The 23,038-nt window shown below is 50.8% G+C and carries 15 protein-coding genes; 8 read left to right on the top strand and 7 right to left on the bottom strand.

What is annotated here, in order from left to right; all coding sequences use genetic code 11:
- Positions 1–424 precede the first annotated feature (424 nt).
- The 3 genes from AC6I7T_RS20935 (at position 425) to AC6I7T_RS20925 (ending at position 8,601) form a co-directional block, all read left to right on the top strand.
- Positions 425–3,850 carry a TonB-dependent receptor gene (locus AC6I7T_RS20935; RefSeq protein WP_497789539.1) on the top strand — a complete coding sequence of 1,142 codons (3,426 nt, stop codon included), beginning with the start codon at positions 425–427 and terminating at the stop codon, positions 3,848–3,850.
- A gap of 78 nt (positions 3,851–3,928) precedes the next feature.
- Positions 3,929–5,818: an alpha-amylase family glycosyl hydrolase gene (locus tag AC6I7T_RS20930; protein ID WP_497789538.1), complete on the top strand. Its 1,890-nt coding sequence runs from the start codon at positions 3,929–3,931 to the stop codon at positions 5,816–5,818.
- A gap of 179 nt (positions 5,819–5,997) precedes the next feature.
- Entirely contained in the window at positions 5,998–8,601 is a 2,604-nt protein-coding gene (locus AC6I7T_RS20925) for a glycoside hydrolase family 31 protein (RefSeq protein ID WP_497789536.1), read from the top strand.
- A 48-nt stretch (positions 8,602–8,649) separates the two neighbouring features.
- Here the strand turns inward: AC6I7T_RS20925 and AC6I7T_RS20920 are convergent, their stop codons facing one another.
- On the bottom strand, positions 8,650–9,957 hold the full coding sequence (locus tag AC6I7T_RS20920) for an anaerobic sulfatase-maturation protein (protein WP_497789535.1): 1,308 nt from the start codon (positions 9,955–9,957) through the stop codon (positions 8,650–8,652).
- 213 nt (positions 9,958–10,170) lie between these two features.
- On the opposite strand from AC6I7T_RS20920, the gene AC6I7T_RS20915 reads away from it, so the two are divergent.
- Positions 10,171–10,548, top strand: a complete 378-nt coding sequence (locus AC6I7T_RS20915; protein WP_497789534.1) for a hypothetical protein — start codon at positions 10,171–10,173, stop codon at positions 10,546–10,548.
- Here the strand turns inward: AC6I7T_RS20915 and AC6I7T_RS20910 are convergent.
- Together AC6I7T_RS20910 and AC6I7T_RS20905 are read right to left on the bottom strand one after the other, a co-directional pair.
- Positions 10,536–10,847: a cupin domain-containing protein gene (locus AC6I7T_RS20910; protein ID WP_497789532.1), complete on the bottom strand. Its 312-nt coding sequence runs from the start codon at positions 10,845–10,847 to the stop codon at positions 10,536–10,538. The two genes, AC6I7T_RS20915 and AC6I7T_RS20910, sit on opposite strands and share 13 nt — an antisense overlap.
- A gap of 21 nt (positions 10,848–10,868) precedes the next feature.
- Positions 10,869–12,017 (bottom strand): TIGR04053 family radical SAM/SPASM domain-containing protein, encoded by a 1,149-nt coding sequence (locus tag AC6I7T_RS20905; protein WP_497789531.1) that lies wholly within the window; start codon positions 12,015–12,017, stop codon positions 10,869–10,871.
- Positions 12,018–12,170: 153 nt separating this feature from the next.
- Between AC6I7T_RS20905 and AC6I7T_RS20900 the strand changes: the two genes are divergently transcribed.
- Both AC6I7T_RS20900 and AC6I7T_RS20895 read left to right on the top strand, forming a co-directional pair.
- The gene (locus AC6I7T_RS20900; protein WP_497789529.1) at positions 12,171–13,505 is read left to right on the top strand and encodes a hypothetical protein; all 1,335 of its coding nucleotides are present in this window, start codon (positions 12,171–12,173) and stop codon (positions 13,503–13,505) included.
- 64 nt (positions 13,506–13,569) lie between these two features.
- The gene (locus tag AC6I7T_RS20895; protein ID WP_497789527.1) at positions 13,570–14,103 is read left to right on the top strand and encodes a hemerythrin domain-containing protein; all 534 of its coding nucleotides are present in this window, start codon (positions 13,570–13,572) and stop codon (positions 14,101–14,103) included.
- 20 nt (positions 14,104–14,123) lie between these two features.
- Here the strand turns inward: AC6I7T_RS20895 and AC6I7T_RS20890 are convergent, their stop codons facing one another.
- Positions 14,124–14,483, bottom strand: a complete 360-nt coding sequence (locus AC6I7T_RS20890) for a DUF488 domain-containing protein (RefSeq protein ID WP_497789526.1) — start codon at positions 14,481–14,483, stop codon at positions 14,124–14,126.
- Positions 14,484–14,722: 239 nt separating this feature from the next.
- Between AC6I7T_RS20890 and AC6I7T_RS20885 the strand changes: the two genes are divergently transcribed.
- The gene (locus tag AC6I7T_RS20885) at positions 14,723–16,999 is read left to right on the top strand and encodes a nitric-oxide reductase large subunit (RefSeq protein ID WP_497789524.1); all 2,277 of its coding nucleotides are present in this window, start codon (positions 14,723–14,725) and stop codon (positions 16,997–16,999) included.
- Positions 17,000–17,073: 74 nt separating this feature from the next.
- Here AC6I7T_RS20885 and AC6I7T_RS20880 read toward each other — a convergent pair whose 3' ends face one another.
- Positions 17,074–19,884: a UPF0182 family membrane protein gene (locus AC6I7T_RS20880; protein ID WP_497789523.1), complete on the bottom strand. Its 2,811-nt coding sequence runs from the start codon at positions 19,882–19,884 to the stop codon at positions 17,074–17,076.
- A 143-nt stretch (positions 19,885–20,027) separates the two neighbouring features.
- Between AC6I7T_RS20880 and AC6I7T_RS20875 the strand changes: the two genes are divergently transcribed.
- The gene (locus AC6I7T_RS20875) at positions 20,028–20,603 is read left to right on the top strand and encodes a chorismate mutase (protein WP_497789521.1); all 576 of its coding nucleotides are present in this window, start codon (positions 20,028–20,030) and stop codon (positions 20,601–20,603) included.
- 285 nt (positions 20,604–20,888) lie between these two features.
- Here the strand turns inward: AC6I7T_RS20875 and AC6I7T_RS20870 are convergent, their stop codons facing one another.
- Positions 20,889–22,001 (bottom strand): dipeptide epimerase, encoded by a 1,113-nt coding sequence (locus AC6I7T_RS20870; RefSeq protein ID WP_497789520.1) that lies wholly within the window; start codon positions 21,999–22,001, stop codon positions 20,889–20,891.
- Positions 21,998–22,915 carry a C40 family peptidase gene (locus AC6I7T_RS20865; protein WP_497789518.1) on the bottom strand — a complete coding sequence of 306 codons (918 nt, stop codon included), beginning with the start codon at positions 22,913–22,915 and terminating at the stop codon, positions 21,998–22,000. The genes AC6I7T_RS20870 and AC6I7T_RS20865 overlap by 4 nt, the downstream gene beginning before the upstream one ends.
- Between the last annotated feature and the right edge of the window lie 123 nt (positions 22,916–23,038).

The raw sequence follows: 23,038 nt of genomic DNA, 5'->3' as shown, positions 1-23,038 counted from the left end.
ATTAAGGATACGAACCAGCTGAGGACCTGGAGACTTCCCGCAAAGGTAAAGATATAGACCGAGACATCAAGGGAAAACTCTTTCCTTCCCACCCACCGGAACCCGATCACGTCTTTACAAAAATCCGGGTCGAATCAATTGATCCCGGGGAAATCCTCTCTGTGGCGAATTATCCGTTTGCCCAAAAGACCTGCCCCCCTTGTTTCCATCGCCGTTTCTCTCCATGTTTCAGGTTAAGGGATCTATTAAATCGCTGAAATATAAACTACTTAGTAGAAGATGAGAAATTGATACACAAAGGAACGACTGTGTATTGTGTTGAACACAATTCAAAGATCAGGGTATGTCTCGGCTTAACGAGAACTCGGGTTTTTGCCCCAACTAAAGAGTTCCTGAAAGCGAGAAGTAATTAGTGGAGACCAGAATGCAGAACCATAGGAAAGAACAGAGTTCAATTCTGAGATTCATAGGCCGGCTCCTTCTGCCTTGCCTGATGTTTCTCTTTTCCTTTGGACTAACAAATCTCAGCGCGCAGACCGATACCGCGCGTATCCAGGGAACTGTAGTCGACAACACCGGCGCCGCAATCCCCAACGCGACGATCACCATTACAAACGTCGACACCAATGCTGCTCAAACCGTAACAACCGATGCAGCTGGAAATTTCGTCGTCAATGCTCTGGTCCGTGGAAGCTATAAGGCCCAGGTCCAGGCAAACGGATTCGAGACCCAGGTCCAGAGCCTGACACTTCAGGTCTCACAAGTTCAAGCCCTCAACTTTAAACTCAATCCCGGCTCGGTAAGCACCTCCGTTGTGGTCACCGATGCCGCCCCACTAGTGGATACTTCAACCTCCTCAACCGGAGAGGTCATTCAAGGCCGTCAAGTAACCGAATTACCTCTGAATGGACGCAATTTCACCCAGTTGGCTCTTCTCACCCCTGGCGTAACCCGTGGAAATTATGGCAACGGTGCTAGCGGTGTAAACGGTGACGCAGAAACCTTCCGTAACCGCGACAGCGGTGGCGGCTCTCTCTCCAGCAACGGTCTACGTCCACAGGCGAACAACTACATTCTCGACGGCATCGACAATAACGAAGCCCTGGTCAATACACTGGTCTTCTTCCCGAATATCGAAGGGACAGAAGAGTTTCGTGTAAATACCAGCACAGCTCCCGCAGAATTCGGACAGGCGGGTGGAGCTGTCGTCCAGTCCTCGATCAAATCCGGAACCAACCAGATTCACGGATCTGCCTTTGAGTTCCACCGTAACAGCGCCTTCGATGCCAATCCGAACTACCAGTTCTTGGGAGCATCGAAGCAAAAAGCACTGCCCTTCAAGAGAAACCAGTTTGGTGGTTCTCTCGGAATGCCCATAATCCCCAATAAGCTCTTCATCTTTGGGGATTATCAAGGAACCCGGGCAGATCAGCCTCTCAACGCCGAAATCGTCACAGTGCCAACCGCCCTCATGCGGCAAGGAAACTTCTCTGAACTGTTAGGGCAGAGTGATGTCATCAACCCGGCCGGCAGCGCAGTAACCGGATGCCAGCAGTACAGACTCGCCAACGGCTCAGTGGTCAGTTCTTCCAATCCGGCCAACGGTGCCATCTTCGATCCGACTACCTGCAGCCAGTTCGCATACAACAATCAACCGAACGTTATTAATCCGGCGCGTCTGAATTCTGCCGCGGTCAAATACCTTTCGGCTTATCCTCTTCCCAATTTGACAGGAACTGTCAACGGTACTCAGAACAACTACCGCACGATTCGTAAGGACATTACTCACTACAACAATTTCGATACCCGCGTCGATTGGACTCCTGATAGCAAGAACCAAATCTTTGCACGCTTTGCCTATGACCAGAGCCAATTCGTAAGAACATCGAAATTCGCGGCATTGCCCGCTGGCTTTGCTTCCGGATCAAATAATGTTCATGGCCGTGGTATCGCCCTCGGCTACACCCGCACGATTACGCCTGACCTGCTTAATGAATTGCGCGTTGGATACAACCGCTATACGTTGACAAACGTTCCGGTCTATAGCGACCGGCCGATTGCCTCTAATCTGGGAATCGTCAATGCCAACCGCACCGCTCAACTGGGTGGTGGAGCTCTCATCGGTGGTTGGGGCAATGAGCTCGAATATACCGGCGACTACGGCACTTATGCTGTTCCTCAGAACACCTACGAAATCGTAGACGCTCTGACCTGGATCCACGGACGCCATGCCTTCAAGTTCGGAGAACAGGCGGTTCGCCGCGACGTAGCGTTCTTCCGTCCTATCTCCGGAAAGGGTTACTTCCACCTGGGTGGTGGTGACTTCACCGGACACGACGTCTCTGAGCTTCTTGCAGGTTTCATGGACGAATACGATATCGGTGCGCAAACCGGATTCTTCGGAACTCGCAATTTCCAGGTTGGTATGTTTGGCCAGGACGACTGGAAAGTCACCAATCGCCTTGTCCTTAATCTTGGTATTCGTTACGACATCCTTGCTTACCCACTGGAAGAGCACAACCGGCAGGCCGCACTCAATCCTTTCACCGGCTATATCGATCAAGCTGGTGTAGGCGGAGTTCCCCGTCGTCTGGTTGATACCGACTACAACAACTTTGCACCTCGTATTGGCTTTTCCTATGACGTCTATGGAACAGGCCGCACAGTGCTTCGCGGAGGCTATGGCATCTTCTACTTCCTCGATCGTGGTGGCATTGACAACCAGTTCGGACAGCAGGCTCCTTATGGCGGCAGCGTAGGCTACACAGCAGCCAATGGTTACCGCGTAACCTTCTCGGGGCAAGCACCTTTGAACACCGCAAACAACACAGTGGCCACCGCACCTTTACCACTTCCCGGTTATCCGAACTTCGATCCCAAGAACCCACCAGCGGGATTGAACGTTATCGCGACGAACCGGCACAATCAGATCCCAGCCGTACAGCAATATAATCTTCAGATCCAGCAACAGCTTGGCAAAGAGTATGTCTTCACCATTGGTTATGTTGGAAACAAGGTCGACCACCTAACGACGGCCTACAACTACAACACCCGCACACTGACGGGCGGACCAGCACCTTTCCCGAAATTAGGACAGGTGAACTACGACCTCAATAACGGTGTTTCCAAATACGATAGCCTGCAGTTGCAGCTGAATAAGCGTTTTTCCAATGGCTTCAACTTCACGACTTCTTACACTTGGTCCCACACTCGTGACAATTCTGACGGAATGTTCGGTTACTTCACACCGAACTCCCTCTACCTTGCAGATACCAAGCTTGGTTATGGAAACTCTTCACTCGATCAAAAGCACGTCTTCGTATTCAGCAGCTTGTATGAGCTTCCTATTGGCAAAGGCAAGATGATTGGAGCGAATTGGAATCGCACCATCGATGCAGTAGCCGGAGGATGGCAGGTTAATACCTTGCTCCAATTCCAAACCGGATCTCCATTCACAGTTCAATACAACGACTGGAATGGCAACTACTCTCAGCGCGGTTTCTTGGCTAGTCCTTATAAGGAATCGAAAAGCATCTCCGGATACTGGTTCGATCCGACTGCTTTCCTGAGTCCTTCAGCAAGACCATCCACCGGAATTGGGAACGTAGGCCGGAACCAATTCTTCGGACCTGGCACTGCTCAGCTCGATCTTTCGATCTTCAAGAGCATACATCTTACCGAGCGACTACAGACCCAACTCCGCGGGGAAGCCTATAACCTCGCGAATACCCCGCAGTTCCAGAACCCAGACGGTAACCTGCTTAACTACACGTCTACCGCTGGACGTATTACTGGAACACGGCAAGCCACTGAACGACAGCTGCAGCTCGCTGTTCGCTTCATGTTCTAATCCACCCTCGAAAGCGGCATGACACGCAACGTGTCATGCCGCCCCTTTTGAACACTTTATCCTTCTGAAAGAGCTGTAATGACGATGCGTACGTGCCGATTCCTTCTCTTAGCCCTAGTTGTCTCCTTACTGTCCTCAGTCTGCCTCTACGCCCAATCTTCTTCGCCTCACATTACCAAAATCGATCCACCGAACTGGTGGCCGGAACTGCCTTCTCCTATGCTCCTCGTTCATGGAGAGAACCTTGATGGCGCCAAATTCTCCGTTACAGGAAACGGAGTTTCGATCACCAAATCCTCTATCTCTGAGAATGGACATTGGGCATTTCTCTGGCTCGATTCCAAGCAGGCTGCAGCTCAAACACTGAAGATCCATGCGAAGAATGCTGCAGGAGAAGCCTCCGCAAATTTCGAATTGCGGCAACGTCAGCCCGCAGCCGGACGCTATCAGGGCTTTAATAGTTCCGATGTGATGTATCTCATCATGACCGACAGATTTGCCGATGGAGACGCATCGAACAACAGTCCTACAGAAAATTCCACCGGAACACCGTATGACCGCACCAAAGCTCGTGGCTGGCACGGCGGCGATTTTCGCGGAATCGAGAAGCACATCGATTATCTGAAGGGACTCGGTGTCACGACTATCTGGACGACTCCGGTTTATAAGAATGTCCCCTCGCTAGAGTCTTATCACGGCTATAGTGCAACGGACATGTACGCAGTCGATCCTCACTTTGGCAGCATGGAAGACTATCAGCATCTCGCCGAGGCACTTCATCGCCAAGGCATGAAGATTGTGCTCGACACAGTTCCAAATCATGTAGGCCCACGCCACCCATGGATCTTCGATCCTCCGACCGCAGATTGGTTTCATGGCACGCTGGCACAGCATCACGAGGCAAAAGGCGATTTCTCTGCTAATGCCGACCTGCATGCCTCGCCCGAACTCATTCAGGAGACGACGAATGGGTGGTTTGCCAATATCCTGCCCGATCTCAATCAGGAAAACCCGCTTGTCTCCCAGTACCTGATTCAGAACTCAATCTGGTGGATTGAGATTGCAGGGCTTGATGGTCTGCGAATCGATACTTTTCCCTTTGTAGGTCGTCAATTCTGGCATAACTTTCACGCCCAGATTCATGCTGTCTATCCACACTTGACGACCGTGGGAGAAGCCTTCAATCCAGATCCAACCATTACGGCATTTTTCGCAGGCGGTGTTTCGCATGGAGGAATCGATACAGGACTCGATACTCCCTTCGATTTTCCTGTCTTCAACTCCCTGCGACAGACTTTGGCTCACGATGCTCCGATGACAAAGCTCGCCGGAGTTTTACGCCAAGATTGGCTTTATCCGCATCCGGAAAGATTAGTGACTTTCCTTGGAAACCATGACACAGTGCGCTTCCTTTCTGAGCCGGGTTCAACTCCTGAAAAAACGAAACTTGGCTTTGGACTGATAGCGACACTCAGAGGAATGCCCCAGATCTACTCGGGTGATGAAATCGCAATGACCGGAGGCGAGGATCCTGACAATCGCCACGACTTCCCGGGCGGTTTCGCTGGCGACACTGCCAGCGCCTACACCAAGACCGGACGCACCAGTTCCGAGCAGGAGATGGTAACTTGGGTCAGCACTTTGCTGCATCTGCGGAAACAATATCCGGTACTTAGAGAAGGCGGGCTCCAGGATTTGTTCGTCGATGATTCGGCATTTATCTTTACCCGTATCGAAGGCGACTACAAATGCGCCAGTGGAACGAGTGAGAGTGATGGTCCAATATTGGTTGCGCTAAACAATTCAAAGAAGGAACGCACTATTCACCTCGATCTGAAAGAAACGAAGCTAAATGGCTGCCGAATTGATGGAAAGTCTCTACTTAGCTCCGCTTCTGCGGCGCAGAATGGCAATGCCATCGATATCCCTCTGGCACCAGAATCTTTCGAACTATACAAACTGAAGTAAGAAAAAGGCCCAGCTTCTACCATTGAGGCTGGGCTCTTACGCTTTCAAACCAACACACCAATTTCATCATGCTGCAAATGCAGAGTGTTCCCTGGTCATACAATTGAACAGGTTCGTCTCGGCTTCCGTTCTTCACACTTGAACTGGTTTCATCCATCAAGAATTCACATGGAGTCTTTATGCAATCGACTCGACCAAAGTTACAATTCCTTGCATCCCTGATTCTCGCTTCTTCCTTGTGGCCCTTGCATCTCGCGGCACAGCCAATATCTGGTACTCCTGCCGTTGAAAGCCATAAAGTAAGTTCTAGTGACTCTGTCATCCTGTTGAACAAAATCACATCCAGCCGTGCCATAGAGTACGGAATTGAAGTCCGGTGTGGAAGTGCTGTGATGAATATCTTCGCGTTGCGAGACGATGTCCTGCGCATTCGTATCAGCCCCAAGGGGAATCTCGGAGAAGACGCTTCCTGGGCGGTCCTGGACAAAGCACGCACACAACATGTACAGGTAACTCCGGATAACGGACAAGACAGCGTTGGCTTCCACACCGCAAAGCTCAAGGTGAAAATTGCCAAATCGACCATGCAACTCACAGTCACCGACCTGCAAGGAAACATCTTGCAAGAGAGTTCTATTGCCGATCCTGTAGCCTTCCATGGCAAATCATTTCAAGTGACCGCAACCATGCCAGAGGATGAACACTACTTTGGCTTGGGCGACAAAGTTGGACCGCTTGATAGAAGGAACCAGGCTTTCTCACTCTGGAATACAGATGCTTTTGGATTTCAGGAATCGACCGATCCCATTTATAAAAGCATTCCCTTCTTCCTCGCAGTACGCAGAGACAAAACAATCGGGATACTGCTCGACAACACGTGGAGATCGAGCTTCGATTTTGGGAAGAAGTCGGCAAGCACCTACTCTTTTGGAGCGGAGGCCGGGCCACTCGACTATTACCTCCTCTATGGTCCCGATGCCAAGAAGGTTGTCCAGGATTATGCATGGCTGACTGGCTTCACACCACTTCCGCCGCTCTGGTCGCTCGGTTTCCAGCAATCTCGCTATAGCTACTACCCGGAATCACGAGTTCGCGAAGTTGCAGATAAGCTAAGAGCCGACAAGATTCCCGCCGACGTTATCTATCTGGACATCGACTATCAGAAGGACAATCGTCCATTCACTGTCGATGAACAAAAGTTCCCCCATTTTGCAGAGATGGTTTCCGACCTAAAGAAGCAGATGTTTCGCATTGTTGCCATCACGGATCTGCATATCGCACATCTGTCTAATGCCGGATATGCTCCATACGATAGTGGAACAAAGGGAGATCATTTCGTAAAAAACCCGGATGGCTCAACTTATGTGGGAAAGGTATGGCCTGGCCCTTCGGTCTTCCCAGATTTCACACGCAAGGTTACGCGCGACTGGTGGGGAACTCTGTATAAGGAATTTACGGCAGAAGGCGTTGCAGGTTTTTGGAATGACATGAACGAGCCGGCTATCTTTGAAAGACCGGACAAGACCATGCCGGATACGGTTCAACATAGAATTGAAGAACCCGGCTTTCAAACTCGCACCACAAACCATCGAGAGATTCACAACCTCTATGGCATGGAAAACTCTCGTGCCACCTACGAAGGACTCCAAACGCTCTATCCGAATCTTCGTCCCTTTGTGCTGACGCGCGCCTCCTATGCCGGGGGACAACGCTACGCCGCCACATGGACGGGAGATAACAGCTCCACATGGAACCATCTGCGCTTAACAACGCCGATGCTGCTCAACCTGGGACTAAGCGGTTTTGCAATGAGTGGAGCCGATGTTGGAGGATTCGCTGGAACACCTCAACCAGATCTCCTTACCAAATGGCTTGAAGTCGCAGCATTTCAGCCTATCGATCGCGACCATACCGCCAAAGGAACCGGTAACCAGGAGCCCTGGGTACATGGACCGGAACAAGAAGCAATTCGGCGGAAGTATATTGAAGAGCGTTATCGCCTGATGCCGTATCTTTATACGACAGCAGAAGAGATGTCACGCACAGGTCTCCCTATTGTGCGTCCTCTCTTTCTGGAATTCCCCCATGCCACTCCCGATGGACATCCTGTCGATCTTGATGCCGACGGCGAGTTCCTCTTTGGCCCGAATATGCTTGTAGCTCCGTCTCCGCATCCTGACGAACTGGACGACTACGAAGTCGTCCTGCCTCCGGTCAATTGGTATAACTACTGGACCGGCGAAGAGATTCAAAGAAGACAAATCAGCAGCAAGGACAAAGAACAGATGAAGGATGCTCCGGAAGTAGGATCGAAGCAGCCGCTCATCATTCATCCCACTCTCGCCACACTGCCCGTCTTTGTCAGGGAAGGGACGATTCTACCGATGCAGCCGCTCGTACAGAGCACCATGGAAACACCTGCTGGACCGCTAACCTTACGCGTTTATCCTGGCGAGAATTGTGCAGGAACTCTTTATCAGGATGATGGAGAAACAACGAGCTATCAGCAAGGAAACTTCTTGCGGATGAACTTCACTTGTGAAGTAAAGAAGAACGGAAATCTTCAGATTCATATTGGTAATCACCAAGGCAGCTATCAGCCCTGGTGGAAGATGTTCAGCGTCGAAGTCTATGGTTGGGGTACAGCCAGCCCTGCAAAGGTGCTACTCAACGGGAAGCAGCAACAGATTGCATCTCAATACAACCCGCTACAACATTCCCTATCGATGCAAATCGATGACTCAGGATCGGGCGTGGATCTTGAGTTAGTGAAGTCCAACTAACAAGTCGAGGTGGCCTCTTCGCAAGAGGCCACCTCGATTGAGTTTCATTCAATTAACTCCACAACACTTCTTAAACTTCTTTCCACTTCCACAGGGACAAGGATCGTTTCTTCCCAGCTCGGCACCGATAGCCGATGTCTTTCGGGCGATATCCGTCTTACCTGCCAGCCACGCCATCACATTCGCTGGCGCTCTATCCTCCCTCAATTCTCTAGCCATAAACTGCATGCAGGGATCCACATGGCGGAAGAAAGCCTTGTACGCCGAACATAGATAATTTAGTCCCGGCTCTCCGTCCGGTGTTTTCAGGAAGCGATGTTTTGGACACTCCCCGTTGCAGGCAAATCGGAACTCGCACTTGCGGCAATATGCAGGTAAAGCATCGTGCTTGTCCTGACCAAACTTCTTTTGCTGTGACGAAGATGCCAAATCCGTAAGTGGTGTTTCCATCAAATTGCCAAGCTTATACTCCGGATAGACAAAATGATCGCAGGAGTATAGATCACCATTGTGTTCCAAAGCCATCGCGCTGCCGCAAGTCTGACGGAAGATACAAAGCGAAGGATCCAGCCCCATCCAACTCTCTAGCGTGACATCGAAGAGCTGTACGAAATATTCTCCAACATCATTCCGCACCCACTCGTCAAAGATATTGATAAGGAATTTCCCGTATTGTTCCGGCTCAACAGACCACTCCGTAACCTCGGCATCTTCGGGGAACGACAGAGCCTTGTCCTGCCCTGCAATGTTCACAAGACTCGATTTCCGCTCGACGATTGGAATGAATTGCATGAAGCCGCTTCCAATCTCTTTGAGGAATCGATAAACCTCTAGCGGATGATACGAATTCTTGCGATGGACAACCGTTAATGTGTTGTAGTCAACCTGATGTTTCTTCAGAAATTCAATACCGTGAAGCACACGTGGAAATGTCGGCTGCTGTCCTTTATCGACGCGGTAAAGATCGTGCAGTTCCGCCGGACCGTCGATAGAAAGCCCAACCAGAAATTCATTTTCAGCCAGAAATGCTGCCCATTCGTCATTCAGAAGAATCCCGTTTGTCTGAAAGGCATTATGAATGACTTTGCCATTGGCGTACTTCCGCTGATACCCAACAGCTTTTTCAAAGAAGCCGACACCCAATAACGTTGGCTCACCACCCTGCCAGGCGAAATGAATTTCCGGAGCATCCTGAGCCTCGATGTATTGCCGGATATAGGACTCCAGAACATCCTCCGGCATACTCCACTTCTTTGTATCGGGATAAAGTTGTTCTTTTTCGAGATAGAAGCAGTACTTGCAATCGAGATTGCAGAGGGGGCCGATGGGCTTGGTAATGACGTGGAAGGGACGCATAGAACTATTGCTCTCAGTCTACCTTCGTAGGCAGGACTTGCTCTTCGCAAATCTCAGGCGATTGCTGAAATTCTAGCCTGAGATCAACAAAGAGATAAGGAATCTTTCGCCCAGGAAAGAAGGCCTGCGAATGTAAATACAGCCATCATAGAGCTATTGTCCTGAAGAATTTACGAGCTTATCCATTTCTTCCAGCCAATTCCTTGAATATGGATGCCAATTGACTGTACTCTGACAGCAATCGTCAGCTTTCGAGTTGTCGATCTCCGGACCCTTGCAGTGCTTCGCCAAAAAGACAACTGCAAGGGTTCTGTCATCAACTCCGACTCGCCATATTACGGTTATTATTGCAATCTACTTGCAACAAGCAGCGATTCGTGGCTCGCTCATACCAATTACGACACCTCGCTGAATCCGATCAAGCTAGAGCATTTCCCACATAGGAATAGACTTGCTGAGGACAGCGAGGAGCAGCTTTTTGGCGGAAAGATGCATATGCCTCCACGTCTTCGTCCACATCTTTGCGGAAAAGGCTCTAGGCCGAGCTTCTGCTGGCCCGCCCCGAATCCCTTAATCGCCTATTTCATTTGAGTAAGCAGCATACGAAGTGGGGTCTTCGCTGAAATAGCATGTGGCAACTGAGGCGGCATGTAGATCAATGCACCTGCCGTAGCTCGCACCGTATCCTCTCCCAGCTGAATCTCGGCCTCTCCCTCAAGCACATGAATTGTTGCCGGAGTTGAGGCCGAATGAGAGGCAATCTCATGTCCAGCAGAAAAGCCGAAGAGCGTGATATTTACATGCTCATCTTTCTGCAGCACACGGCTCAAGATTCCCTTTTCGGGGATTTCAAATTCTTTGACAAGATTCTCAATATACATGTAGTTCATATCTGTCCTTCTCTCTCAGTTCTATGCGCCCTGCAGAACGTGAAGCGTGGTTATTTGTTTTGGTTTTTCCGCAGGCCGCACATAGCCCTTTGGAGTATAGGCACAGCAAGGTTCTTCGCCAAAAGGATTACCGGTAAGAGCATAGGCCCTGGACCTGGAGCCGCCACAGATTTCTTTGAACTCGCAGGCGCCACATTTTCCTTCAAGATTCGCGGTATCGCGAAGAGAGCGAAAGAGTGACGATTCACGATAAATCGAAGCCAGCTCTTGCTGCCGTATATTTCCTGCCGACTGCGGTAGAAATCCACTGGGAAAGACCTCTCCTGTGTGGGAAATAAACATGAAGCCTTTTCCATCGTTCAGCCCGCGAGGTGCTCTTCCGATGGAATCGAGAGAAGTCCCGGGCTGAACAAGCTCGGTTTTACCGGCTTTCCTCTCCGCCACTCGCTGTTGAAGCACAAACCTTCTGTAGTGTTGTGCCTCTGTAGTCTTGATATCGAAGCTGGCCGTCTTGGAAAGCGTATAGAGACGAGCAAAGACTTCCTCAAACTCCTCTGCCGAAAGCAGATCCGCTAGTTTTCCCCTCCCCGTAGGCACGAGGAAAAATACACTCCATAGTGAAATCTTCAGTCGTTCTACCAAAGCGACAATTGCCTCAAGTTCCCCGATATTTCTACGGCTGAAGGTCGTATTGATCTGAACGGGAATACCAACCTCATTAGCCCACTTGATTGCACTCAGAGTGCGCGCATAGGATCCGCTCATTCCCCGAAAGGCATCGTGAGTCTCACTCATAGCCCCATCCAGGCTGACAGCCATTCGTGCCAATCCGGCCTCTTTCAATCGTGCAACCACGTCACGAGTCAGCAGCGGGGTGGCGCTCGGGGTCAAGGAGACACGTACTCCAATCTGATTGGCATAGCGAATTAGCTCAAAGAGGTCGGGGCGCTTGATTGGATCGCCTCCTGTTAACACGAAAACCGGCACCTTCATCATCCCGATCTGATCAATCAGCCTTTTCCCCTCCTCCGTACTCAACTCCAGGGGATTCCTATCCGGCTGTGCAGAGGCGCGGCAGTGAACGCAAGCCAGATCGCAGGCCTGTGTCACTTCCCAGATGGCGATGAACGGGCGTTCGTTGAAGTCGATAGTGTTCACGAGAGGGTTCATGTCTAGGATAAGAACGCTTCGACACAAAACCTTGCAGTGACTTTGGTCGTCAACAGCCCTAAAAAGAAAAGGATTCGGCGAGTGACATAAGTTATAGCTGGACGCTCACCAGGGGCTCTACCGTGAAGAAAGGAACCGAGGAGGGCTAACCCCATGGCCGCCGCCACAGTACAACCGGCACCAACACTAATCTCCCAACCACTTCAACTTGAGCATTCTAAAAGTCTTTTGCTGCGTGCATGGATTCTTTCCGGCCTATTCTTCATGGTTCTGCCGGGAACACTTCTTGGATTTTCAAATTTACTTGCAATCAGCAGCCATCATGGACTTTCTGCACTCTCGGCCGCGTGGATTGAAGGCCATGGACATGCCCAAGTATTTGGCTGGATGGGAAGCTTCATTCTCGGGATCGGTTTCTATTCCTTTCCGAAGAATCGTTTGAGCAGCGGACCTCTACCCTGGGTTGCACTTGCGCTTTGGACTTCTGCCGTTGCATTGCGCTGGACGGCCAATGTCTATCTCTGGCACTGGAGATTGCTGCTACCTCTCACCGCGCTCTTTGAGATCGCCGCAATTCTGATCTTTCTGCGCATGGCAGCAACGCATAAGAAAACCGCAGACCCGGCAGCGCCCCAAAAAGTCAAGCAAGCCATTGAACCATGGATGATTTGCGTTCTTACCGGAAACGCCTTTCTTCTGGTTGCACTGGTCATGAATCTGATCGTCTGTAGCAGTCTGGCTCTGTATGGAACGGGACCAGCATTCCCCCATCATGTAGACCAACGATATCTGGTGCTTTTAGGCTGGGGATTTCTGGTGCCCATGGTCTGGGGATTCTCTGCCCGCTGGATGCCGGGCTTCATCCACAGCAAACCGGTAACACCGAAAGCTCTTCGTAACGCATTGATTCTGAACATCTGCGGAGTACTTGCGGGAGTGAGCGGTTACCCCCTGCTCGCCACGATGTTTTTTGTATCTGGGTCGATTATCGCCATACAGAGCATTCACATTTTCGAAAAACTTGCCAGCTCGCCCCAACGCAATCCCGCAAATATCGAATACCCGATATTCTTTCGTCTTGCATACGTATGGCTGGTAATTGCTGCAACGATGAGTGTTTGGGCTAGCACCAGCGATGTGCATGGAGGCATCTGGGGAGCGTCAAGACACGCCCTCACGGTAGGATTCGCAGCAACGATGGTGATGTCTGTGGGGCCCCGTATTCTGCCACACTTCAGTGGTGTCCGTAAACTTTTCAGCAAGCACCTAATGCTGCTAACGTTAATAGCGCTTCTGCTGGGATGCAGCCTGCGAGTATCGATGCAACCCCTGGCGTACGAAGGATTTTCGCAAACAGCATGGAATATACTTCCCTTCTCTGGAGTTCTTGAATTGACGGCGGTAGTTCTTTTCGCGATTAATATTGGACTGACTTTTCTGTTCGGATCTCCCCTGATTCCAGTAAAGGAATTGGCCGCCAGAAAGTAGTACGTCCATAGAATCTTTCAAACAGCAATATCATCTCAATTGAAGAGCGAGGCGGAAACGAAGCATGGCAGTACAAATTGGAGCGAAACCAGATAGTGGATTTGATAACCCTTTGGGCATGCTTCAGGATTGTCACCGGAGAATCGAACACTTTTTAGACATCCTCTGCCAGATTGGAAGATCGGTCGCAGAACGTGCACTCACGCACGATGAAGTGCAAGCCGTTGAAGCCGCTCTCGGCTACTTCCGTACCTCCGGCCCAAGACATAATGCCGATGAAGAGGAATCTGTGTTCCCTCGGCTTCGTAACAATGCCGCGGCAGAAGAGTTAGCTCATGTCGATAGACTGAAGAAAGACCACGATCATGCAGAGCATCTGCACGACTCCGTGGATCTGCTCTTCACTTCCTGGATTGCCAACCATGAGTTGAGACCGAAGGATCAACAGCTTCTTCGCGATAATCTCGACCAACTTCAGTCGATCTACACCGAACACATCAAGCTGGAAGAGAGTGTTGTCTTTCCGCTTGCCGCACGCCAACTTTCCCCGGAAGCCATCAAGGCCATCGGGCAAGAGTTTCAACAGCGCCGGAAGTAATCCTGTCACCTAAGAAGCTTTCATTTGTGAGAGCTCTTTTCCTTCAGATAATCCTTTAGGGCGACTGCGTTGTTGTGTTCTTCATCTTTTGAGGTATAGATCAGCGTAACGGCTCCCTTCTTCTGCGCCACGAGAAGCAGCTGCCATGCATCTGGATTTTGATCGAGCTCACGGAAGTAGCGCTTGCGGAAGTCTGTCCATTTCGCAGGATCGTGAGAAAACCAGGTTCGCAGCTCCGTACTCGGCGCTACTTCCTTGAGCCATCCTTCCAGAGGAAGATCTTCTTTTTTGATTCCCCTGGGCCATAGCCGTTCCACAAGATACCTTTTGCCATCCTCCTGCGAAACCTCTTCATACGCTCTCTTCAATCGAATGGTCATAAGCCTTCCTTTACCGCCAATTTCCTCTGCACCATGATTCCAGAGGAATATCTCGCTCAACACAATTAGTGCTTCAAATCACAAAATCTGTGACTTAAGTCCCTGCATGAACACGACGCGATCACTAACGTACCTCCTAGAAGGATGAAACAAGGTGCCTGACAGTTTCCGGAGTGTTCCTGATTTGTATCGGTTTTCTCCGTTCGTCATTGGACACCGGTCCTCTTCAAGGAGAATATATGTCCTATAAGCGCCATTGGATCGCGCTAGCGATTGTGATCCTGGGCTCCTTCCTCGTCCTTGGGGGCGTAGGCAGGAAGATGATCAGCCAGGCACCACCACTCCCCGACGTTCAAACCTCGGATGGCAAGCTGCTCTTTAGTGGCAGCTCTATTATGGACGGCCAAAATGTCTGGCAGTCCATCGGAGGACAGGAGGTCGGAACAGTCTGGGGACACGGCGCCTATGTTGCTCCAGACTGGAGCGCCGATTGGATACACCGGGAATCCGAGCTTGTCCTGAATAGCTGGGCAAGAGAAGCAGGAGCCGCCAGCTTTGCAGCTCTCGACCAGGACAAACAGGCAGCACTTCAATCCAGACTCATCCGCGAGACTCACACCAACACCTACGATACAGCCACCAATCGCGTCACGATAAGCACGGAGCGAGCAGCAGCTTTTGAAAAGCTTTCCCAACACTATGCCGATGTGTTTTCTAGTGGCAGGAAAGAATATGCGATTCCGCAAGGCGCTTTAACCGATCCAGTCAAGCTGCACAAAATGGCCGCCTTCTTCTGGTGGAGCGCTTGGGCTGCAAGCACCGATCGTCCCGGCAGCAATATTACCTATACAAACAACTGGCCCCATGAGCCGCTGGTTGGCAACGAACCTAGTGCCGGAGCAATTCTCTGGAGCGTGATCAGCGTGGTCCTGCTATTGGCTGGAATCGGAGCGCTGGTCTGGTGGTACAACTCACAGGAAAAGATTGCCTCGCATGGAACTTATCCCACGAAGGATCCTTTCTTAGGGCTTACTCCCACTCCTTCTCAGCGTGCAACGATGAAGTACTTCTTCGTCGTAGTTCTGCTCTGGATCGTGCAGATTGTATTGGGAGGCATCACGGCCCATTACGGAGTCGAGGGTGCAGGCTTTTACGGCATCCCTCTCGACAAGATTCTCCCTTACGCTGTAACCCGTACCTGGCATCTGCAAATTGCTATCTTCTGGATCGCAACTTCCTGGCTGGCCACAGGTCTCTATGTCGCTCCCGCTGTAAGCGGTTACGAACCCAAGGGGCAGAGACTAGGAGTCAACCTGCTCTTCGGCGCACTCATTCTGGTCGTAGGAGGTTCGCTTGCCGGGGAATGGCTGAGCATTCAGCAGAAGCTTGGAAATCTTTGGTTCTGGTTCGGTACTCAGGGCTACGAATATGTCGATCTAGGTCGCATCTGGCAGATTCTCCTCTTTGTCGGCCTGCTGCTCTGGCTCTTCCTCATGGTCCGAGCGCTGAAACCCGCACTGCTGAAACGCGATGAGAGCCGTCCGTTGCTGATCCTCTTCCTGCTTTCCAGTATTGCGATTCCATTGTTCTATGCTGCAGGTTTGATGTATGGGCAACGCAGTCATATGGTCACTGCCGAATACTGGCGCTGGTGGGTAGTTCACCTCTGGGTCGAAGGCTTCTTCGAGGTATTTGCAACTGTAGTGATTGCCTTCCTCTTTACGCGGATGAAGCTGATCGAAATCCGATCCGTCACGAAAGCGGTTCTCTTCTCCACATCGGTCTTTCTGGCAGGCGGCATCATTGGAACCTTCCATCACCTGTACTTTGCCGGTTCCTCTCCTGTTGTGATTGCTCTCGGAGCCGTCTTCAGCGCATTGGAAGTGGTTCCTCTTACCCTCGTCGGTTTTGAGGCCTGGGAGAACCTCCGCCTGAGCCGTGGTACCGAAGAATCAAAATGGATCCGTAACTACAAGTGGCCAATTTACTTCTTCGTTGCCGTAGCTTTCTGGAATATGGTGGGTGCAGGTGTTTTCGGCTTCCTGATCAATCCTCCGGTTGCGCTTTACTATATGCAAGGACTGAATACCACTCCAGTGCATGGCCATACGGCACTCTTCGGAGTCTACGGCATGCTTGGGTTGGGACTTACCCTCTTCTGCCTGCGTGCCCTAAAACCGGAGATGCCCTGGAAACAACGTCCACTGAAAATCTCTTTCTGGATGATTAACATCGGACTGATCTTCATGGTGGTCCTCAGCATGCTTCCGATAGGATTGCTGCAAGCTTGGGCCTCCGTAGAACACGGCACCTGGTACGCACGCTCCGCTGAATTCATGCAGACAAATAGCATGAATATTCTGCGCTGGATGAGGGTTCCGGGAGATATTCTCTTCTCTATCGGAGCCGCCATTCTAGGATGGTTTGTTATCGGGCTGATTACAGGTCATTCCTTTGACAAAGACCAAATCGAGGCAAAGAAAGAAGAATCTCACGATTTGACCTTCGCAGATTAACCGCCTTCGCCTACATGCAAATGGGGCTGCTGGATCGATCAGCAGCCCCATTCTTTTTCAAACACGTCAACTGACTATTTTTGACGTGTGTTTAGCTCCTCAAGCTTGTGCTTCAATTGTTCGAGCTTTTGCCCTGCCTCTGCCAGCTTTCCCTCCGCTGTTAATCTTTGATAATCGGTAAGATCCCGGGCAGCACCGGTAATCAATCTTTTCTGTTCTTCCGCAGGATTCATTTGTGTAGTTGCTTCAGTTACTTTCTGAACTGTCCCTGAAGAAGCTACTGCGTTCAAGGAAGACGTTTCTCCTCCAAAGAGGGAACTCAGGGCGGCGGCATATGTCGTTCCATATGCCAACTTGTCCTGCAAGGCAAGAACAACCAGACGCAGCTCAGGCATTGGACTGCGCTCAGCCTGAAGATAAATGGGCTCTGCATATAAGAGAGAACGTCCGCAGGGAATCACCAGCAAAGCCCCACGCCGCACATGGGAGCCCTGCTGGTTCCACAGTGTCAGCTGTCCTGAGAGTTGAGCATTTTGATCGATTCTTGCTTCGATCTGCAAAGGCCCATCAATCAGCTTCGTCTTGGGAAAATCATATGCGACTAGGGTGCCGTAATTGGCGCCATCACTTCGTCCCGCAATCCACCCGATCAGATTATTACGGTTTGCGGGAGTAAACGGCAGGATAGAGACGAACTCCATTGAACTATCACCGGGTAACTTCATCTGGACAAAATTCGGATCCATTGCCAGTGTCTTCTGCTCTCCGGAGTCGCCCATCCCCACCTCAGAAGCTACCGTCCAAAGATCCTCGCGGTTATAGAAGACTTCGGGATTATCCATATGGTAGAGGCCGTAAACAGCCGCTTGAATCTTTAGTAGCTGTTCTGGATAGCGTACGTGCTCGCGCTGTGCCTTCGGCATTGCCGATGCATCTTTGAATAAGCTCGGAAATATGTTGCGATAAGCCGCAATGATCGGATCTTGAGAGTCGAAGACATAGAATGTCGTGTCTCCATTGTAGGCATCGACCATCACCTTAACGCTATTCCGAATGTAGTTAACGGAATTGTCTCCAAAACGATAATGGCGCGAATAAGGATAGCTGTCCGAGGAGGTGAAGGCATCCATCATCCACCACAATCTCCCATCCTCACCGACCACGATGTACGGATCCGAATCATAGGTCAAAAAAGGAGCCAGTTCTGCCACTCGCTCCTTCACGTTACGCCGCATCAACAAGCGGCTTTGCTCATTGATGTCATCGCTGAAGGGAAGCTTGGTGAGATCTCCTCGGTCGAAGGCGATCAGAAGACGGCGGAAAAAACCACCGAGCTGAATCCCTCCTGTGCCCTCGTAGGAAACCAGGCTATTCGTCTGTCCCTGCGGATAATCGAATTCCTTCTGACGTGTCTTTACATAAACATCATTGTTGGTCAGTTCTCCGAAATAGATCTCCGGCCGCTTCACAACAATACTGTTCACGGTGCTTTGCACCGGCATATTGCTCAAATAGAGAGTTGGCAACCCTTCAGGAGAAAAGCCATTCACCGGATTCATGGTGATGCCATAACCATGGGTATAGATGAGCTTTTCATTAATCCAGTTTCTGCTGCTCTCGGGAAGCTTCTCGATACTAAGCTCCCGAACACCGATCATCACCTGACGCATGGCGCCGTCGATCCGATAGCGGTCGATATCGATTCCAGGAAAGTCGTAATAAGTGCGAATCTCCTGGATCTGGCGCAATGTATCCTGTAGTGCTCTCCAATCCCAGAGGCGGATGTTTTCCAGTGTGGCTTGATTGTTCGCCGCATCAATTGCCTCGACCGTATTCTCGGCGGGAAACTCATGCCGCGTAACGCGGTCAAGAGCAAAGGCCTGACGCGTCAATTCGATATTGTGTGTGATAAACGGCCGCTCTCGAACCAACTCATTCGGCTTAACAATAAAGCTGGAGACATACCAGCCAAGAAGCTGTAACACCAGATAACAAACTGCAGCAGGGACAACAGAGGCCACAAGCCAGCGAATTTTGGGCCGGGACACCGCATTCACAATAGCCACTAGTGAACCCAACACCAATGCAATGCTGACGATAAGCAGCCCTATGAGCATCACGTGTGCATCGGTGTAGGAAGCTCCTGTAAAGATCGTATGGTCTTCAAATATCCGTTCGAACCGGCTGAGATAGACACGTGCAGCCAGGACTAATAAGAGGAAGGAAAAGGAGATTGAAAACCCGCGCCAGGGAGAGGGATCCGATCCGCTTCTGCCCCGGGTAAAAGCTCTCGTGCTTCCAGTTATGAGCAGAAAAAGAGCCGCAATAATGCTGGTAATCACAGCCAAAACCAACAGCCAGCCTGTCAGATACTGCCAGGCCGGAAGAGTAAACAAATAGAAATTGAGTGACTTACCTAGAATGGGGTCCTGGATACCGGTAGAGGATTGCGGAGCCTTCAGATAAAGCGCAAACACCTGCCACTGCGCCATCATCGCAATACCAATTAGCACCGCAATCACGAATGAAACCAGGAAACCAGCCAGATTGAGGAAGCGGGCAACCGGAAGCTTGACGGGCTGTCCATTAATCAGAATCGTATGATCAGCAGGCAAATCTGCACGATATGCATGTCGTAGGGCACGAATCCATCCGTACAAGAGAAGAAAGCTGACAATAAAGAAAACTGCGAGAACACCCCATTGGAATCCGAGTGTCCGGCGAAAGACCTCTCCATATCCCAACGAACTGAACCAAAGGGCATCTACATAATATGAGATTGCTGTCCGGCTTCCGATGAAAATTCCCAGAAGAACAATAACAACAATCAGAAAAGGATGCCGAGACCGTGGCGGACGTGTCTCCAATTCAATAATGTCGGGCATCTATCTATCCTTCCTTCTCCAGGACTACTCCTGAACTTTCATGCCGAATTGTACGCCGTTCGCCTAGGGCGCAAGTTGCAGTTCGCTACGGCAGCTCCAGATCGCTCCCCAATGACACCTATAATTCTCCTAGGGAGGCAAAGATGGCTGGTTTAATCCGTAGGATTTGCAATATAGGACTTATATTTCTCCTAGGCAGCACCACGGCGCTCAAGGCACAATCTGCCGCAGATCAATTGAGACCACTTATCGAAACATCAGCCCAAAGGCTCTCCCTCGCAAAGGAAGTTGCTCTTGCCAAGTGGGACAGCAACGCCAATGTTGAAGATCCAAAACGAGAAGCACAGGTAATTGAAAGTGCAGCTAAGGCTGGAGAAGCCTCCGGATTAAGTCGGCAATCGACAGAAGACTTCTTTAAAGCCCAGATCGAGGCTAACAAGATCATCCAGTATTCTCTACTGGCAGATTGGCGCAGGGCCGGGAAAGCTCCCGATCATAGTTCTATCGATCTCGTAAAGACCATCAGGCCGGAGTTGGACCGCATTCAAACGACACTGCTCTCCGAACTGGCCGCAACCCAAAAGCTTCGCATGGGCGCAAGCTGCAAGAATGAAGTTGCAAAAGCAGTGGGAGAATATGTAGTTGTTCATCCCCAGAATGCAACACCATTATTTACGATTGCCCTGGATCGGGCAGTTGCAGGTAGCTGCAATTTCTAGACGGCGGAATCTAGAGAAATGCTCGCGGCGCTTTGATAGAGCCACACTACAGCTGAAAATGATGTTGATAATAAGGCACGGCTTCCAACCGTGCCTCACAACCAGCATCTGCAAACATTGACGTTACGCAGTAGACGACATTTCCGTCCTGCAATTCGTGAATCTGCAGACTAGAGCAAAACCAGCGTTACTATGTCCCATCCCAATTCGGCGATGTGCAGGTTTTCTCGACGGAAAACCTGCGTAGGGAGTTGTGCTTCGGGATACACCTACGCTGGTTTTGCTCTAGGACTTCTGCAATACAGTTAAACCGAGTCCGGGACCATCGGGAAGTATCAGCTTTCCATTCTTGACCGTAACGCCCTTATAGGGATCATTCGCAATAAGAAGATTGCCATCCAAATCGGCGTAATCGACTAGAGGGGACAAATGTGCAGCAGCCGTGACGCTACAAGAACTGGACACCATGCAACCGAGCATTGTCTTCAACCCAAGCGCCTTGGCAATCTGGATCATTCGATAGGCCTGTAGAACGCCACCGGCTTTATCCAGCTTGATATTGACACCATCGACGGCTCCAACCAACTGCGGTATATCTTCGGGCCGTTTGCAGCTTTCATCGGCAATAACTGGGATAGGAGAACGCTCTTTCAGCCAGCGGATATCGTCAAGGCGAGCTGCTGCCATCGGCTGTTCGATAAACTCAACGCCCTGCTTCGACAACCACTCGATCTTGCGGATCGCCACCTCACGATCGGTCCAGCCCTCATTTGCGTCGACACGAAGAGGCTTTTGAGTAACGCTGCGAACGGCGGCAATCGTCTGCTCGTCGCTATCGAGTCCGACCTTAATCTTCAAGACGGGGAAAGCCTCGGCCTCACGTGTCTTTTGCCGGGTAACTTCAGGATTATCGATGCCAATCGAAAAGGTAGTTATGGGTGCATCGTGAGGATCAAGGCCAAAATAGCGGTACAAAGGAACGTTTAGCTTCTTCCCAATCCAGTCCATCATGGCGATATCGATGGCTGCCTTTGCGGCCCACTCGCCGGAGATATCTTTCAGCACCCCTGACAAAACCTTGTCAAAAGCAGCAGGATCGCCAGCTACAAGCTTCTTCTCAACAGAGGCAACAGCTGCTTTAGCGCTTTCTGCACTCTCATGGTAACGGACAATAGGAGCTCCTTCGCCGTAACCGACAATACCGTCCCGCTGATATTGAACATGCAGCGTATCGCGATAGTCGCTTGCCGACATCGTAGTTGTCCACGTATGCCGCAACTTCAGCCGGATAATTTCGGCCTTTACAGATGCAGAGGGTTCAACAGCCCACAAGCTGGAAGGAACTGCAGGTGCAAGACTGGCAAGTCCAGCCATTTTTAGCAACTCGCGACGATTCACTCTTTCACTCTCCTCTGGGTAATCAGGGCCTTGCGCCAAAATTCATCTAGTTTGCTGATCTGAATAACCGGATGTTCATGTGTGGTGGCATGGATAAACTCGCCATTGCCGATAAACATTCCGGTATGGGTAATCTTTCCATTATGCCCAAAGTACAGGACATCGCCAGCTTTTAATGAATTGACATCTACCGGCGCAAAGCCTTCCCAACGAGCCTGGACATTTGCGTCGCGAGGCAGAGAGTATCCTCGTTCGTGCATTAACATCTGGACGAAGCCGGAGCAATCGTAGCCCAAGCTTGAACGGCCTCCCCACGTATAGGGCAGACCCAGAAACTGCCGGCTGAAGACGACCATTTCGTCAATGCTCAACTTTGCAACCGGATCAGTGGCAGAAACGGTGGCAGGTAAAACGGCAATATCGCCACGTTGAACCCAGGCTGCTCGTCCATCCGGCAACCGGACCTGCACCCACCGGGCATCATTTTCCTTATATTGCAGAACTTCCAAACGAGCTTCAAAAGGCAGAACAATTAGGGGCTCGTGCTTGGTGACATCGGGCTCACGATAGAGATTTGCACGTAAAGATCTGATCTCCACAAGAGATCCCCCGGACGCGTAGCTCTTACCGGAGTTGAGTGGTACAAGATTCGTTTTCTGCACCCATCCCTCATAGGCATCCTCTGGCGTGCGGATCTTCAACCATTCCCCGCGCTCCTCAAGCTCGTCCACCGTCCGCCCATAAAGCGCCTGCGAAACGACCTCTTCGTCATGAGAGGGCTTCGAGAACATGTTGACTGCAGGAGCATTCACCACGAAACGCGCGATCTGCGAAAGTGCAAAGGGCGAGGAAATGCAAAGTAAAAGACAAACGACCAGGACCTTTGAACGAAAAGCTCTTACATGAATTTGCATCTTTGGCTAAGGGGTGGGATTTCGTGCTACCGCCACGATAGGCTCTCGCCGCTTGGGTTATCCCTCAGAGCATTTAGGTTTCGGCATAAACCTGAATACCCAATTGCGATACCCAAAGCATTC

The organism is Humiphilus diazotrophicus (genome assembly GCF_059726315.1).
Note: the sequence above shows the minus strand (reverse complement) of the source record. Positions and strands in the feature narration are given on the sequence as shown.